Origin of the sequence: Sphingomonas abaci (genome assembly GCF_014199625.1) — a bacterium.
Lineage (GTDB): Bacteria > Pseudomonadota > Alphaproteobacteria > Sphingomonadales > Sphingomonadaceae > Sphingomonas > Sphingomonas abaci.
Window position 1 is genome coordinate 249,398 of the sequence record NZ_JACHNY010000005.1, and the last position, 15,176, is coordinate 264,573.

13 protein-coding genes are annotated in these 15,176 nt (G+C 68.3%); 6 read left to right on the forward strand and 7 right to left on the reverse strand.

The window, feature by feature from the left end:
- Positions 1–2: 2 nt before the first annotated feature.
- Complete coding sequence (modA, locus tag GGQ96_RS13435; RefSeq protein WP_184115559.1) at positions 3–785, reverse strand: molybdate ABC transporter substrate-binding protein; 783 nt, start codon at positions 783–785, stop codon at positions 3–5.
- Between modA and GGQ96_RS13440 the strand changes: the two genes are divergently transcribed.
- From GGQ96_RS13440 to copC, 6 genes are all read left to right on the forward strand, one after another.
- Positions 751–1,959 (forward strand): beta-N-acetylglucosaminidase domain-containing protein, encoded by a 1,209-nt coding sequence (locus GGQ96_RS13440; RefSeq protein WP_343059055.1) that lies wholly within the window; start codon positions 751–753, stop codon positions 1,957–1,959. The two genes, modA and GGQ96_RS13440, sit on opposite strands and share 35 nt — an antisense overlap.
- A 141-nt stretch (positions 1,960–2,100) precedes the next feature.
- Complete coding sequence (locus GGQ96_RS13445; RefSeq protein WP_184115561.1) at positions 2,101–3,651, forward strand: L,D-transpeptidase family protein; 1,551 nt, start codon at positions 2,101–2,103, stop codon at positions 3,649–3,651.
- A gap of 42 nt (positions 3,652–3,693) precedes the next feature.
- Positions 3,694–4,044: a hypothetical protein gene (locus GGQ96_RS13450; protein WP_184115563.1), complete on the forward strand. Its 351-nt coding sequence runs from the start codon at positions 3,694–3,696 to the stop codon at positions 4,042–4,044.
- 26 nt (positions 4,045–4,070) lie between these two features.
- Positions 4,071–4,439, forward strand: coding sequence for a DUF485 domain-containing protein (locus GGQ96_RS13455; protein ID WP_184115565.1), 369 nt, complete (start codon positions 4,071–4,073; stop codon positions 4,437–4,439).
- Positions 4,436–6,133, forward strand: a complete 1,698-nt coding sequence (locus GGQ96_RS13460; RefSeq protein ID WP_184115567.1) for a cation/acetate symporter ActP — start codon at positions 4,436–4,438, stop codon at positions 6,131–6,133. The genes GGQ96_RS13455 and GGQ96_RS13460 overlap by 4 nt, the downstream gene beginning before the upstream one ends.
- Before the next feature lie 89 nt (positions 6,134–6,222).
- Positions 6,223–6,591 (forward strand): copper homeostasis periplasmic binding protein CopC, encoded by a 369-nt coding sequence (gene copC / locus GGQ96_RS13465; protein WP_184115569.1) that lies wholly within the window; start codon positions 6,223–6,225, stop codon positions 6,589–6,591.
- A gap of 9 nt (positions 6,592–6,600) precedes the next feature.
- On the opposite strand, the gene GGQ96_RS13470 is transcribed toward copC, so the two are convergent.
- The 6 genes from GGQ96_RS13470 to tkt all read right to left on the reverse strand — a co-directional run bounded on the left by GGQ96_RS13470 (position 6,601) and on the right by tkt (position 15,165).
- A complete protein-coding gene (locus tag GGQ96_RS13470; protein WP_184115570.1) occupies positions 6,601–9,105 on the reverse strand; it encodes an ATP-binding protein in 2,505 nt (834 codons plus the stop codon).
- Positions 9,106–9,204: 99 nt separating this feature from the next.
- Complete coding sequence (locus GGQ96_RS13475; RefSeq protein WP_184115572.1) at positions 9,205–9,951, reverse strand: HAD-IIB family hydrolase; 747 nt, start codon at positions 9,949–9,951, stop codon at positions 9,205–9,207.
- Positions 9,952–9,954: 3 nt separating this feature from the next.
- Positions 9,955–10,761, reverse strand: coding sequence for a Cof-type HAD-IIB family hydrolase (locus GGQ96_RS13480; RefSeq protein ID WP_184115574.1), 807 nt, complete (start codon positions 10,759–10,761; stop codon positions 9,955–9,957).
- Positions 10,762–10,812: 51 nt separating this feature from the next.
- Positions 10,813–11,817, reverse strand: coding sequence for a phosphogluconate dehydrogenase (NAD(+)-dependent, decarboxylating) (gnd, locus tag GGQ96_RS13485; protein ID WP_184115576.1), 1,005 nt, complete (start codon positions 11,815–11,817; stop codon positions 10,813–10,815).
- A 118-nt stretch (positions 11,818–11,935) separates the two neighbouring features.
- The gene (gene tal, locus GGQ96_RS13490; protein WP_184115578.1) at positions 11,936–13,060 is read right to left on the reverse strand and encodes a transaldolase; all 1,125 of its coding nucleotides are present in this window, start codon (positions 13,058–13,060) and stop codon (positions 11,936–11,938) included.
- Positions 13,061–13,062: 2 nt separating this feature from the next.
- Positions 13,063–15,165 carry a transketolase gene (gene tkt, locus GGQ96_RS13495; protein ID WP_184115580.1) on the reverse strand — a complete coding sequence of 701 codons (2,103 nt, stop codon included), beginning with the start codon at positions 15,163–15,165 and terminating at the stop codon, positions 13,063–13,065.
- Between the last annotated feature and the right edge of the window lie 11 nt (positions 15,166–15,176).

The window sequence follows — 15,176 nt, forward strand, 5'->3', positions numbered from 1 at the left end:
GCTCAGCCAAGCGGACGGAAGCGGTAGCGCGCGAAGATCGCCCGCGCCGGACCGCTGCTGAGGAACCGGTAGAAGTCGCTCGCCCCGGCCGAGGCGCCGCGCAGGACCGCAACCGGATAGACGATCGGCGGATGGCTGGCGGCCGGGAACAGCGACACCAGCCGAACGGCCCGGTCGGCATAGGCGTCGCTCTCATAGACGATGCCGAGCGGCGCGGCGCCCCGCGCCACATAGGCCAGCGCCGCGCGCACGTCCTGCGCCGGAGCCAGCCGCTGCTCGACCGTGGACCACAAGCCGAGCCGGGTCAGCGCCGCCTGCGCATAGCGACCCGCCGGCACCGAACGGGGATCGCCGACTGCCAGCCGGCCGTCCGGCCCCAGGGCCGTGGCCAGCGGTGCCCCCGGCTGCAGCCGCAGCCGGATGTTACTACCCGCGCGGGCGACCAGCGCCAGCCGGCCGCCGAGCAGGTCGCGCCGCGCCGCCAGCAGGTTGCGCCCGGCCAGATCGTCCATCCACCGGCTGTCGGCGGAGACGAACAGATCGGCGCGCGCGCCCGCCGCGATCTGGCGCGCCGCGGTGCCGCTGCTCTCGAACGAGAAACGGACCGGCTGGCCGGTGCGCGCGGTATAGGCCTTGGCCACCACCTGAAGCGCATCGGTCAGCGAGGCGGCGGCGAAGACCGTCAAGGGCGGCCGCGCCGGCGCGGCATCCACGGCCGCAGGCAGCAGCAGGGCGGCGGCGGCAAGGCCGGTGACGAAGTGGCGGCGGGTCGGCACGGGCGGCATCCTTCTTTATTCCGGCGGCTATAGCCGCTTGGGTCCGGCCCGCAACCCGCTGGACAGCGACGCCGCGCCGCGCGATGCCCCGGCGATGACGCGCACCGCATCCGATCGCCCCGTGCCCGAACTTGGCATCATCGAAGGTTATTTCGGCCCCGCCTGGTCTTGGGACGCACGACGCGCGGTGGTCGCGCGGCTGGCGCCGGCAGGGTACGGACTTTTCCATTATGCCCCCAAGGCGGATGCGCATCTGCGTCGCGACTGGCAACGCGAGCATCCGCTCGCCCAGGCCGAGGCGCTGGCCCGCTTCGCCGCCGAGACGCGCGCGGCGGGGATGCGGTTCGGGATCGGGCTGACCCCTTACCACCTGCATCTCCACTTCGAAGGCGAAGGCCGGGCGGCCCTGGCGCGGCGGCTGGCGCAACTGGACGCGATCGGCATCGACGACCTCGCCATCCTGTTCGACGACATGCGCGGCGACCTGCCCGATCTCGCAGAGCGACAGGCTGCGATCATCGCCTTCTGCGCCGAACGCACGCGCGCCACCCGCCTCTTCACCTGTCCCAGCTATTATAGCGACGACCGGGTGCTCGACCGCGTGTTCGGTGCGCGTCCGCTCCGCTATCTGGAGGATCTCGGCCGCCGCCTCGATTCCGCCGTGCAGGTCTATTGGACGGGTGAGGAGGTCTGCGCACGCGCGATCGACCCGGGCCACCTCGCCGATGTCGCCGGCCGGCTCGGCCGCAAGCCGTGGCTGTGGGACAATTGGCCAGTCAATGACGGTCCGCGCATGTCGACGCATCTCCACCTGCGCGGCTTCACCGGACGGCCGGCGGCAAATGCCCGCTGGCTGGCCGGCCATGCGATCAACCCGGCGCTCCAGCCCCGGCTCGGCTGCATCCCGGCTCTCACCTTGCCGCGCCTCTATGCGGATGCCGATTATCGCTACATGGCCGCGTTCCGCATCGCGGCGACGGCGGTGGCGGGCGAGCCGCTCGCCGCGATGCTCGAAGCCGACCTGTTGAGCTTCGAGGATAGTGGTTTGGAGCGGCTTTCGCCCGAGCGCCGCGCCGCCGCCCGCGCCCGCTATGCCGCGGTCGATCACCCGGTCGCCGCCGAGGTCGTGCACTGGCTGGACGGCGGCTATGCGGTATCCGCGGAGGATGTGCAGACGCAGTGACTTGCCCCCCTGTGGCATCCATGTCGCAGCGTGGCCGCCATAGCGCATGGAGACGCATCGAAGAATCTGTACGCTCGTTCAGCTTGGCGTAGTAATGGGCCGGGCACAGGGGCCGGCATGACAGGCAGGGACTTTCAGACCATGACGATTTGGGATGGCCGGGCGCGTTCGTCCGTCCGCCGCCAGGGGGCACGCGCCATCGGCTTCGGCGCGCTGCTCGCGACCAGCTGGACCTCTGCCGTCGCGCAGATCGTGCCGCCCGTCATGCCGGCGCCGGCTCCGGCCACTACGCCGCAGATCGTCCCGCCGCCGGTTGTGCCGACGGTGATGCAGCCCGTCGCCCCGCCGGTCATGCCGCCGGCGCTGCCGACGCTGACCTCGGCGCAGGCGCGCCAGCTGGCCCAGTTGATCGCCCGTGACGAGATCGCGCAAGGCCTGCGCCAGGGCGCGCCGCGCGACCTGAGCGCGTCGTCGCCCGAGGCCTTGGTCCGCATCGCTCTGGACCATGCCCATGCCGTCCATGTCGGCCGGCTCGATCCCGGCGACTTCCAGCGCGACTGGGGTATCCGTCCGCAGAGCTACGACCCGCTGCCCGCCTTCGCCGACGCGGTGAAGCGCGACAAGCTGGCGGCCTGGATCGCGTCGCTGCCGCCGCCCTATGCCGGCTATGACGCGCTCGTCGCCGGGCTTGCCCGCTACCGCGCGATGGCGGCCGCCGGCGGCTGGCAGCCGCTCGTCGCCACCGCCGACATGGCCTATGGCAAAAGTGGCCCCGGTGTCGCCGCGCTCCGCCAGCGGCTGGCGATGGAGGACCCCGCCGTCACCGCCACCGGCAACCGGTTCGACGCGGCCTTGCTGGAGGCGGTACGCCGTGCCCAGCGCCGCTATGGCCTGAACCCGGTCGGCACGGTCGGGACACAGACGATCGCCGCGCTCAACGTGCCGGTGACGACGCGGATGCGCGAAATCGCCGCCAACATGGAACGGTGGCGCTGGCTGCCCGACCATCTGGAGCAGAAGCGCGTGCAGGTGAACATCGCCGCCGCCGTGCTGACCGTATTCGACGGCGACGCGCCCACGCTGTCGATGAAGGCGGTGACGGGCCGGCCCGGCAACGAGACGCCGATGCTGGTCTCCTCGATCCACAGCGTCGTGCTCAATCCGCCTTGGAACGTACCCGAGTCGATCGCCACCAAGGAGCTGTGGCCGAAGGAGAAGGCCAATCCCGGCTATCTGAAGCGCAACGGCTTCCGCATCATCGACACCGGCAATGGCGGCAAGCGGCTCCAGCAGAATTCGGAGAAGAGCGCGCTCGGCCGGTTCAAGTTCGACTTCCCCAACGACTTCGCCGTGTATCTCCACGACACGCCGGCGCAGTCGGGCTTTTCCCGCTTCGACCGGCTGGCGAGCCATGGCTGCGTCCGGCTGGAGAAGCCGGCCGACCTCGCCGCGCTGATGCTCAAGACTTCGCCCGACTGGCAGCCGGCGGCGGTCGATGGCGTGCTGGCCTCGGGCAAGACGGTGCGGGCGACGATGGCGGAGCCGGTCGCGGTCTATCTGCTCTACTGGACCGCTTTCGCCAATGCGGACGGCGTGGTCGGCTTCCGCGACGATCCCTATGGCTGGGACGCGACGCTGGCGAGCAAGATCGAGGCGCGGTCCGCCGCGCGCCAGTCGCTGGCGGCGCGATAAGGCGCTCGCCTATCCCCGGACATGCCGTGTAGGACCGTTTCCATGCGCAAGACCTTTCATCGCCTATCGCTGCCGGTCGCGGCCGCCAGCCTCCTCGCCCTCGGCCTGTCCGGCTGTTCCCGCTCCGAGCCGGAGCCGGCCCCGACCGAAAATTATGCCGACGCGCCGGTCGAGGAACCGACGCCCGAGCCGACCGCCGAAGCGGCCAACATCGCCGAGCCGGACACCAACATGGCCGAAGCCGAGCCGGCCCCGCCGCCGCCCCCCGAACCGAGCGTCGACCAGCAGATGCTGGACGATGCATCGGCCACGGGCATGACCGCTCGCGCCAAGCGCGGCGACGATGCCGCGCCGCCCCTGCCCGAGACGGGCAATCAGTCCGAAGCGGAATAATCCTTGCACCCCGCGCCGCTTTCCGCATGATCGCGCTACCAGGCCGAAGCATCGGCTGGAACCGGGATAAGGAGAGCGGTGTGGGGGATACCGATCGGGCGGCGCGGATCGCCGCCGACCCGCGCTACGGCGCGCTGTTGCAACGACGGGGGCGGTTCACGCTCGGGCTGACCGCGGTGATGCTGGTCGCCTATTTCGGTTTCATCCTGCTGGTCGCATTCGACAAGGCCTTGCTGGCGCGGCCGATCCGGTCCGGCGGCGTCACCTCGCTCGGCATCGTGCTCGGCTTTGCGCTGATCCTGCTCGCGATCGCGTTGACCGGCATCTATGTCCGCCGCGCCAATCGCGACTTCGACGCGGCGGTGGCCGCGCTGGTGCGGGATCATCGGGCGTGATCCGACTCGTCGTCACGCTCCTCGCCCTATCCCTGCCCGGCATTGCCCGCGCCGATGCCCTGACCGGGCCGACGGTGCAGCAGGCAACCAACTGGACGGCGATCGGCATGTTCGCCGCCTTCGCCGCCCTGACCCTGGCGATCACCCGCTGGGCGGCGCGGCGGACGCGCACCGCCGCCGACTTCTATACGGCGGGCGGGGGCATCACCGGCTTCCAGAACGGGCTGGCGATCGCGGGCGACTTCATGTCGGCCGCCTCCTTCCTTGGCATTTCGGCGCAGATCTTCAAGGACGGCTTCGACGGGCTGATCTATTCGATCGGCTTCCTGGTCGGCTGGCCGATCATCCTGTTCCTGATGGCGGAGCGGGTGCGGAACCTGGGCCGATACACTTTCGCCGATGTCGCCTCGTTCCGCTTCGCGCAGACCCCGGTACGCAGCTTCGCGGCGGTCAGCACCCTGGTCGTCGTGCTTTTCTACCTGATCGCGCAGATGGTCGGCGCGGGCCAGCTCATCAAATTGCTGTTCGGCCTCCGCTATGAATATGCGGTGGTGATCGTCGGCGTGCTGATGACCCTCTATGTCCTGTTCGGCGGCATGACGGCCACCACTTGGGTCCAGATCATCAAGGCGGTGCTGCTGCTGGGCAGCGCCAGCTTCATGGCGGCGATGGTGCTGGCCCGCTACGGCTTCTCGCCCGAGGCGATGTTCGCGGACGCGGTCGCGGTAAAGACGATGCTCGCCACCCGCGCCGGTGAGACCGCCGCCGTCGCCCAAGCCGCCGGCCGGTCGATCATGGGTCCGGGCAATTTCATCAAGGACCCGGTCAGCGCCCTGTCGTTCGGCATGGCGCTGATGTTCGGCACCGCCGGCCTGCCGCACATCCTGATGCGCTTCTTCACCGTGCCCGATGCCGGCGCGGCGCGCAGCTCGGTGCTGTGGGCGACGGGGTGGATCGGCTATTTCTACCTGCTCACCTTCATCATCGGCTTTGGCGCGATCGTGATGGTGGCGACCGACCCGCGCTATCTGGACGGCGCAGGCGCCTTGATCGGCGGCGGCAACATGGCGGCGATCCACCTGGCCCATGCGGTCGGCGGCAACCTGTTCCTCGGCTTCATCTCGGCGGTCGCCTTCGCGACGATCCTGGCGGTCGTCGCGGGGCTGACGCTGTCGGGCGCGTCGGCGGTGTCGCACGACCTCTACGCCACCGTGGTCCGCAAGGGACAGGCGGACAGCGCCGCCGAACTGCGTGTGTCGCGGCGCACCGTGCTGGTCCTGGCCGTCGCGGCGATCGCGCTCGGCATCCTGTTCGAGAAGCAGAATGTCGCCTTCATGGTCAGCCTGGCCTTTGCCGTCGCGGCATCGGGCAATTTCCCGGTGCTGCTCCTGTCGCTGCTGTGGCGGGGGGCGACGACGCGCGGCCTGGTCGCGGGCGGTTGCCTGGGGCTGGGTCTGGCGCTGGTGCTCACCATCCTGTCGCCGGCCGTTTGGGTCGCGGTGCTGAGCCATGCCGAGCCGGTGTTCCCCTTCTCCTCGCCGACGATCTTCTCGATGCCGCTCGCCTTCCTGACGATCTGGCTGGTCTCGGTCACCGATCGCAGCGCGCGGGGCATCGTCGACCGGTCGGGCTATGACGCGCAGCGGGTGCGGGCGGAAACGGGGATCGGCGCAGACCAGGCGAGCAGCCACTAATTCTGCTGGTCTGCAAGGGGCTTGAAGCCGCCGTCGCCTGCCCTCACTTCGCTCCCCTGTCCCCGATCGCTGCCCTGGAGCATCCTGCCATGATCCGCCTACCCCTGCTGCTCGCCGCCGCGACCCTGGCCGCCCCCGTGCTCGCGGCACCGACCCTGATCTCCGCCACGCCAGCCGCTGACGCCAAGGTCACCGCTCCGAGCCGGATCGACCTGCGCTTCAGCGAGCGGGTGATGCCGCGCCTGTCGACCGCGACCATCGCGATGACCGGCATGGGCGGCATGGCCCATGCGCCGATGCCGGTGACGGGCGCGAAGGCCAGCGTCACGCCGACCGGCAACGGCTTGGGGGTAACGCTGGCCAGGCCGCTGGCGCCGGGCACGTACCGCGTCGACTGGCATGTCCTGTCGGGCAAGGGCGACCATGCGACGGGCAGCTACGCTTTCACCGTCGACTGAGCCGCGCGGTCAGGGCCGCTCGATCAGCTCCCGGATCCGCGCGGCCAGCGCCTCCATGGCGAAAGGCTTGGTCATGACGTGCATCCCGGCGTCGAGCTGGCCATTGCCGATCACCGCATTCTCCGCATAGCCGGTGATGAACAGGACCTTCAGGTCGGGGCGCCCCTCCCGGCCCGCATCGGCCATCTGCCTGCCGTTCATTCCGCCCGGCAAGCCGACATCCGACACGAGCAGATCGATGCGCTGATCGGAGCGCAGGATCTTGAGCCCTGACGCGCCGTCCGCCGCCTCGATCGCGGCATAGCCCAGCTCCTCCAGCACCTCGATCACCAGCATTCGGACGGTCGGCTCGTCATCGACCACCAGCACCGTCTCGCCGGCCGCCGCGCGCGGGGCGTCGGTCAGGTCGGGCATGTCCGCCACCGTCTCCGCCGCGCCGAGATGGCGGGGCAGGTAGACGCAGACCATCGATCCCTCGCCGATCTCCGAATAGATGCGCACCTGACCGCCCGACTGGCGGGCGAAGCCATAGATCATCGACAGGCCAAGACCGGTGCCGACGCCCAGCGGCTTGGTGGTGAAGAAGGGGTCGAACGCCTTGGCGATCACCTCCGGCGTCATGCCGGTGCCGGTGTCGGTGACGCAGAGCGAGACATATTGGCCCGGCTCCATGTCGCGCTCTTTCGCGGTGCGCATGTCGAGCCAGCGATTGCCGGTCTCGATCGTCAGCCGGCCGCCATCGGGCATCGCGTCTCGCGCGTTGATGCACAGGTTGAGCAGCGCATTCTCAAGCTGGTTCGGATCGACGAGCGTCGGCCACAGCCCCGCAGCGGTCACCGCCTCCACCTCGATCTCGGGGCCGACGGTGCGGCGGACCAGGTCCTCCATGCCCGACACCAGCCGGTTGATGTCGGTCGGCTTGGGGTCCAGCGTCTGTCGACGCGAAAAGGCGAGCAACCGGTGGGTCAGCGCCGCCGCCCGTTTGGCCGCGCCCTGCGCCGCCAGCGAATACCGGTCGACATCGGCCATCCGCCCCTGCGCGATGCGAATCGACAGCATCTCCAGGCTGCCGATGATGCCGGTCAGCAGGTTGTTGAAGTCATGAGCCAGACCGCCGGTCAACTGGCCGACCGCCTCCATCTTCTGACTCTGGCGGAGCGCCTCCTCGGCCTGCATCAGCTCGCGCGTGCGCACGGCGACCTGCTCCTCCAGCGTCTCGGTCAGCCGGGCGCGTTCCGCCTCGGCGCGGGCGCGTTCGGTGGCGACGCGGACGCGTTCGGCGGTGTCGCGCATCAACGCCAGATCGTCCTCGCTCCAGTGCCGCGGCTCGGCATGGTTGGCGAAGAACAGCGCGACGAACCGCCCCTGCTCGACGATCGGCATGTTGACGAAGCTGGTCGCCTGGATCGCGGCGAGCGCCTGCGCGGTGTCGCGGGTGCGGGGATCCGTCCGCGCGTCATGGACGATCGCCGTCTCGCCACGCTTCAGATCGTCGATATAGCTGCCGAAGTCGCGGAAGCGCAGCATGCCGGCGATGCTGCCGACCCCGTCGGCATTCCAGTCCTGCTCGATCAGGATGGTTTCGGCCAGCGTGTCGATGATGCCATAGCCGGCGCGACTGACGTCCAGCGTCCGCGCCAGGATCTCCGCGCCGCAGGCGGCGATCCGCGCCGGATCGGACAAGTCGCGGATATGGTCGCCCAGCGACAGGAGTGCGGCCTGGCGGATCGCATCATGCTTGGACCGGGTAATGTCGAAGGTGACGCCGGGGAAGCGGAGCGGCCGGCCGTCGATCCCCAGCCGGCACTGGCCCTGCGCCGCCGCCCAGCGGATCGATCCGTCCGGCTGCATCAGCCGATATTGGCTGACAAAGGTGCCGCCGCTCGCCAGCACCGCGGCGATCTCCGCCTCGACGCGGGCCCGGTCGTGCGGATGGATGCCGTGGAAGAACTCACCGACCGGCGCGCCCGCCCGCGCCAGGTCCGGGTCGACGCCATACAGCGTCGCGAAGCGTTCGTCGGCATAGACCCGGTCGTTGGGCACGTCCCAGTCCCAGGTGCCGATGCCGCCACCGGCGGACAGCGCCTGCTCCAACCGCTCCTCGCTCTCGCGCAGCGCCCGTTCGCTCAGTCGCCGTTCGGTGACGTCGGTGAAAAGGATGCCGACCAGATGCCGCTCCGGCTCGCCGACCGGAAAGGCATGGACCTCGAACCACCGGCCCATCGCCTCGGAGGCGTTGTCGAATCGGGTCGGCTCGCGCGTGGTGGCGACGCGGCCATAGGTGTCGAACCACACCTGCTCCAACCCCGGGACCAGCTCGCGCGCCGTTCGGCCGAGCACGTCTCGCAGCCCAGTCTGTCGCTCATAGGCAGCGTTCACTTCGAGAAAGCGGTAATCGCACGGGCGGCCGTCGTCGAAGAGCACTTCGATGATGCAGAAACCAGCATCGATCGTGTCGAACAACGCGTGATACCGTTCGGCGGGCAGTACGCGATGCACTGGGTCTAAATTCATGGATACGGGCGATCGAAGATTATGCACACTATAAATGCCAGGGGAGACAGATGCATGTAGCCCTCAGGTCTCCCCCGCGCCTTCATCTGTATTAGCCTGTCACTTCTGGCAGGCGACGATCGCGGCGATCACGCTGAGCGTTTCGTCGGGATCGCGAACCTTGACCGTATCCAGCCCGAGTTCCTTGGCCGGATAGTCGTTGCCGCCGGGGAAGATCGCGTCACCGATGAACATCATCGCATCCAGCGGGATGCCGCTCTCATCGCGCAGCCGCTTGAGGCCATAAGCCTTGTCGACGCCCTTCTGCGTGATGTCGATCGAGGTCGCGCCGCCCATGTTGATCGACAGATCGGGCAGGCGCTGGCGCAGATCGGCCTGGATCACCTTGCGCTTGGCGAAATCCGGGTCCCAATGCTCCTTCGCCTCCAGCGGCGCCTGCTGACCGAGCGCGGAAAAGGTGATCTGGCTGCCGCGATCCTCGATCCGCTCGCCCCAGGTCTGTTCGGGGACGAAGCCGGTCGCCTCCAGCGAGGCGTGGAACGCGTCGATGATCGCAGCCTTCTGCGCGTCGGAGAAGAGCTGCGCATAGACGGTGTTCCACCGGCCATCGCCATAAGTGTAAAGCTTGGTGCCGGTGGTCGGCATCAGCCACAGCTTCGACCGGTCGGCGCGCTCGGGCAGGCGGCTGGCGACCTGCTTGTCGAATTGCGGCCAGTCGCCACCCGAGATGACCGCGACATGCGCGACCGTCAGCAGGTCGGCCAAGGCCTCGCCCATGCTGTCCTTCAGGGGCTGCTTGCTCTCGGCCAGCGTGCCGTCCAGGTCGAAGGCGACCAGTTGCTTCATCGATTATTGCCCTTTTTCGAGTATGAAGTGATCGATCGCATACGCCACGCCGTCCTGGTCGTTGCCGAGGCTGACCTGGTCGGCCTTGGCCTTCACCGCGTCCGGCGCATTGCCCATGACGATGGCCAGCCCGGCTTTCTCCAGCATCGCCAGGTCGTTGGCCTGGTCCCCGATCGCCGCCGTCTCGGTCAGCGTGATCCCGAACGCCTCGGCTAGCTGCGTGATGCCGGCGCCCTTGTTCGCTTCCGGCGCGGTGATGTCGAGATAATAGGTCTGGCTCTGCACCACGGTCGCCCGCGCGCCATATTCGGGCACGACCCGCTCGGTCAGCGCGCGCAGCAGCGGCTGGTCGTCGCTTACGAAAGTGATCTTGTCGGCGCGACTGAGCAGCGCATCGAAATCCTGCGTGACGACCGGCTCCTGCGCGGAGGCACGGCGCTCATGCTCGACATGCACGCCCTGGTCGGTCGAGGCGTACCAGCGGTCGTCGGCGAAGACCCAGCGGTCGACCGGCGCGTCCCCGATCATGTCCCAGATGCCCCGCGCCACATCGGCCGCGACGCGGTGATGCGCCATCACCTCGCCCGACCGGCGGAAGACGATGCCGCCGTTGAACGCACCGATCGGCTCGTCGAGCGACAGCGCCTCGGCGATCGGCATCAAGCCGGAGCGCGGTCGCGCGGAGATGATGGTGAAGCCCACGCCGGCCGCGCGCAGCCGGCCGACGGCGGCGATCACGCCATCGGTCAACTGCTTCTGCGGATCGACCAGCGTTCCATCGACATCGGACACCAGCAACCGGATGGCCATGCGCCTGTACTTCCTTTTCCGGCGGTCGCCCGCATCTTCGAACCAAGAGGATTATTGTGGGATTTCGACGTGTCCGCCAAAGCCGAAGCGCATCGCCGAAAGCACCTGGTCGCCGAAGGTATGCTCGACCCGGCTGCGATAGCGCGCAAAGAGCGAGGCGGTCAGCACATTGGCCGGCACCTTTTCCTCCATCGCCGCGTCGATCGTCCATTGGCCCTCGCCGGAGTCGGCTACATGGCCACTGAACTGCGCCAACATCTCGTCCTTGGCCAGTGCGATGGCGGTGAGATCGAGCAGCCAGGAGGAGATGACCGATCCGCGCCGCCAGACTTCGGCGATGTCGGTCAGGTTGAGATCGAAGCGCTCGTCCTCGGGCAGCTTGTCGCTGTTCTTCGACTTCAGGATATCGAAACCCTCGGCATAGGCCTGCATGAGGCCATATTCGATGCCGTTGTGGATCATCTTGACAAAATGACCCGCACCGGCCGGTCCGGCATGGATATATCCCTTCTCGGCGCGCTGATCGACCTTCTCCGCAATGCGGCCGGGCGTGCGGGGGATGGTGCCGGCGCCAGGCGCCAGCGTCTCGAATATCGGATCAAGATGCTCCATGATCCCCGGCTCCGCGCCGATCATCATGCAATAGCCGCGCTCCTTGCCCCAGACGCCGCCCGACGTACCGACATCGACATACTCGATACCCTTGTCGCGCAGCATCTTCGCACGGCGGATATCGTCCTTGTAGAAGCTGTTGCCGCCATCGATGATGATGTCGCCGGCCTTCGCCTTCTCGGCGATCTGCGCGATCGTGCCCTCGGTGATCTCGCCGGCGGGCAGCATCACCCACCAGATGGCCGGGGTGTCGAGCTTGTCGCGCACCGCGTCGAGCGAGCCGACGCCTTCCGCGCCATCGGCGGTCAGCTTGGCGACCGCATCCGCGTCGCGGTCATAGGCGACGACCTGGTGTCCGCCCGCCATCAGCCGGCGCGCCATGTTGCCGCCCATACGACCGAGGCCGATCATTCCGATCTTCATGTACATCAATCCTGTCCGCATCCGCCGTGGTGAAACCCGGCGGTGGGCCGATGGTTGCGCGGGACCCAGCCGATCAATGCGCGTCATCGCCCGATGATCGAAAAGGGAGGGTTGCCCGACCGGCCACCCTCCCACCCGTTCAGGCCGTCGCCGGCTGCTTCTTGGCGATCGCGCCCAGCAGGTCGTCGAACGCGCCCGCAAAGGATGCGACGCCCGCCTCGACCAGCCGGCCGGTGACGCCGTTCAGGTCCAGGCCGAGCCGCTCGACCTCCGCGATGACGTGGCGCGCCCCCTCGACATCCTGGGTCAGCGTCTCCGCGACCGTGCCATGATCGCGGAACGCATCCATGGTCTTGGGCGGCATCGTGTTGACCGTTTCCGGCCCGATCAGCGTGTCGACGTAGAGCGTGTCGGGATAGTCGGGGTTCTTGGTGCCTGTCGACGCCCAGAGCAGCCGCTGCGGCTGCGCGCCCTTCGCCGCCAGCGCCTGCCAGCGGTCCGAGGCGATGAAGTCCTGATACCAGGCATAGGCGAGCTTGGCGTTGGCGATCGCCACCTTGCCCTTGATCGCCGTCAGCGCCTCGGCCTCCGCGTCGCCGGCGGCAAGCCGCTTGTCGATCGCGCCGTCGATCTCGGCGTCGATGCGGCTGATGAAGAAGCTGGCGACGCTCGCGATCCGGTCGATCGGCTGGCCCTGGCGGACGCGCTCCTCCAGACCGGTGGCATAGGCCTCGGCGACGCGCTGGTAGTCCTCCTGCGAGAAGAGCAGCGTGACGTTCACGTTGATCCCCTTGGCGATCGTCGCGGCGATGGCGGGCGCGCCGGCCGGCGTGCCGGGAATCTTGATCATCAGGTTGGGCCGGTCGACCGCATGCCACAGCTTCTCGGCCTCGGCGATCGTCGCGTCGGTATCGTCGGCGATATAGGGCGACACTTCCAGGCTGACATAGCCGTCCTTGGCGTCGAGCCGGTCATAGACGGGCTTCAGCGTCTCCGCCGCGGCCTTGATGTCCTGGATCGCCAGATGTTCGTAGCGGTCGATCGTCGCCGCGCCGGGATGCTCCTTGTCGAAGGCGGCGAGCGTCTCGTCATAGGCGTCGCCATGCCCCATCGCCTTTTCGAAGATCGACGGGTTAGAGGTGACGCCGGTCAGGCCGTCCTCGTCGACCAGCGTCTGGAGGCCACCAGCCTCCAGGAACTTGCGATCGACGAAATCCAGCCACACGGCGGTGCCGGCGGCGCTGAGGTCGTTGAGCTTGCCCATGATTACTTCTCCTCGCCCGCCTTGGCGATCGCCTCGCGGGCCACTTTGACGACATTGTCGACGGTGAAGCCGTATTTGTCCTGCAGCTTTGCGATCGGTGCCGAGGCGCCGAAGGTGGACATGGTGATCGTCCGCCCCTTGCGCCCGACATAGCGGTCCCAGCCGATCGAACCGGCCATCTCGACCGCGACGCGGGCATCGACCGCGTCGGGCAGCACGCTTTCCTTGTACGCCTCGTCCTGCAGCTCGAAGCGGAACCAGCTCGGCATCGAGACGACGCGGCTGCGCACGCCCTGCGCCTTCAGCTTTTCGTGCGCCTCGACGACCATCGACAATTCGGTGCCGGTGCCGATCAGGATCACTTCCGGGTTCTCGTCACCGTCGAGAACATAGGCACCCTTCATCACCCCCTCGGCCGCGGCATATTTGCTCCGGTCGAGGGTCGGCATCGCCTGGCGCGACAGGACCAGGGCGGTCGGGCGATCGGCATGTTCCATCGCCGCCCGCCACGCCCAGGCGACCTCGTTGGCGTCGCCGGGGCGGATGGTGTCGAGGCCGGGGATCGCGCGCATCGTCGCCAGATGCTCGATCGGCTGGTGCGTCGGGCCGTCCTCGCCCACGCCGATCGAGTCGTGCGTGAACACCCAGACCGTGCCCAGCTCCATGATTGCCGACAGGCGCACAGGCGCGCGCATATAATCGAGGAAAACCAGGAAGGTGGAGCCATAGGCGCGGAAGTGCGACAGCGCCATGCCGTTCACCACGCCGCCCATGCCGTGCTCGCGCACGCCGAAATGGAAATTGGTGCCGCCGTAATTGTCCGCCTCGAAGGACGGTGCCCCCTTGATGTCGGTCTTGGTCGAGGGAGCCAGATCGGCCGAGCCGCCGAGCAGCCAGGGCACGCGCTTGGCGATCGCGTTCAGCACCTTGCCGCCCGAATCACGGCTCGCCAATCCCTTGGCGTCGGCCGGGAAGTCCGGAATGTCGGCATCCCACCCGTCGGGCAGCTTGTCGGCGAGCATATGGTCCAGCTCGGCCGCCAGCTCGGGATGGTCGCCCCGATAGCGCTCGACCATCTCGACCCAGGCGTCGCGCAGCGGCTTGCCGCGGTCGGCGACCGCAGACTGGAACGCCTGCTGCACGCCGTCGGGCACGTAGAACTGCTCGTCCTCGGGCCAGCCATAGGCGCGCTTGGTGGCGCGGATGTTATCCTCGCCCAACGGCTCGCCATGCGCCTTCTCGCTGCCTGCCTTGGGGCTGCCCCAGCCGATGACCGAGTGGACGACGATCAGCGTCGGCTTGTCGTCGGTCCGGCGGAACGTGTCCAACGCGGCGGTCAGCGCGCCGATGTCATTGGCGTCGTCAACATGGATGACGTTCCAGCCATAGGCCTGGAAGCGCAGGCCGACATCCTCGTCGAACGCCAGGTCGGTGCCGCCCTCGATCGAGATATGGTTGCTGTCGTAGATCCAGCACAGGTTCGACAGCTTCAGATGGCCGGCCAGGCTCGCCGCCTCGGACGCCACGCCCTCCATCATGTCGCCGTCGCCGCAGACGGTGTACACGTCATGGTCGAACAGCGTATAGCCGTCCTTGTTGTACCGCGCCGCCAGCCAGCGCTCGGCGATCGCCATGCCGACCGAGTTGCTGCACCCGGCACCCAGCGGCCCCGTGGTCGTCTCGACCCCGGTGGTGTGGCGATACTCAGGGTGGCCTGGCGTACGCGAGGCGAGCTGCCGGAAACCCTTCAGGTCATCGAGCGTCAGCGCGGGACGGCCGGTCTTGTTGCCCTCCGCGTCGATCTCCTCGATCCCGGCAAGGTGGATCAGCGAGTAGAGCAGCATCGACGCATGGCCGACAGACAGCACGAACCGGTCGCGATTGGGCCAGTCGGCATGGGCGGGATCGTAGCGCAGATACTTGGCCCAGATCGTCCAGCCGACCGGCGCCAGCGCCATCGGCGTGCCGGGATGGCCAGAATTGGCCTTCTGCACCGCATCCATCGACAGGGTGCGGATGGTGTCGATCGCCAGCCGCTCGGGCGAACCGTCTTCGTGCAACGACGCTCCCGCCGTCGGGGTCGGGGCGGTCTGGGTATCGGACATGGAATAGGCCT

Excerpts from the sequence above, each read along its gene's own strand:
- copC (WP_184115569.1), top strand. The coding sequence starts at position 6,223 with ATGATCCGCCTACCCCTGCTGCTCGCCGCCGCGACCCTGGCCGCCCCC.
- GGQ96_RS13450 (WP_184115563.1), top strand. The coding sequence starts at position 3,694 with ATGCGCAAGACCTTTCATCGCCTATCGCTGCCGGTCGCGGCCGCCAGC.
- tkt (WP_184115580.1), bottom strand. The coding sequence starts at position 15,165 with ATGTCCGATACCCAGACCGCCCCGACCCCGACGGCGGGAGCGTCGTTG.
- GGQ96_RS13475 (WP_184115572.1), bottom strand. The coding sequence starts at position 9,951 with ATGAAGCAACTGGTCGCCTTCGACCTGGACGGCACGCTGGCCGAGAGC.
- GGQ96_RS13470 (WP_184115570.1), bottom strand. The coding sequence starts at position 9,105 with ATGAATTTAGACCCAGTGCATCGCGTACTGCCCGCCGAACGGTATCAC.
- GGQ96_RS13455 (WP_184115565.1), top strand. The coding sequence starts at position 4,071 with ATGATCGCGCTACCAGGCCGAAGCATCGGCTGGAACCGGGATAAGGAG.
- modA (WP_184115559.1), bottom strand. The coding sequence starts at position 785 with ATGCCGCCCGTGCCGACCCGCCGCCACTTCGTCACCGGCCTTGCCGCC.
- tal (WP_184115578.1), bottom strand. The coding sequence starts at position 13,060 with ATGGGCAAGCTCAACGACCTCAGCGCCGCCGGCACCGCCGTGTGGCTG.
- GGQ96_RS13445 (WP_184115561.1), top strand. The coding sequence starts at position 2,101 with ATGACGATTTGGGATGGCCGGGCGCGTTCGTCCGTCCGCCGCCAGGGG.
- gnd (WP_184115576.1), bottom strand. The coding sequence starts at position 11,817 with ATGCGGACAGGATTGATGTACATGAAGATCGGAATGATCGGCCTCGGT.
- GGQ96_RS13480 (WP_184115574.1), bottom strand. The coding sequence starts at position 10,761 with ATGGCCATCCGGTTGCTGGTGTCCGATGTCGATGGAACGCTGGTCGAT.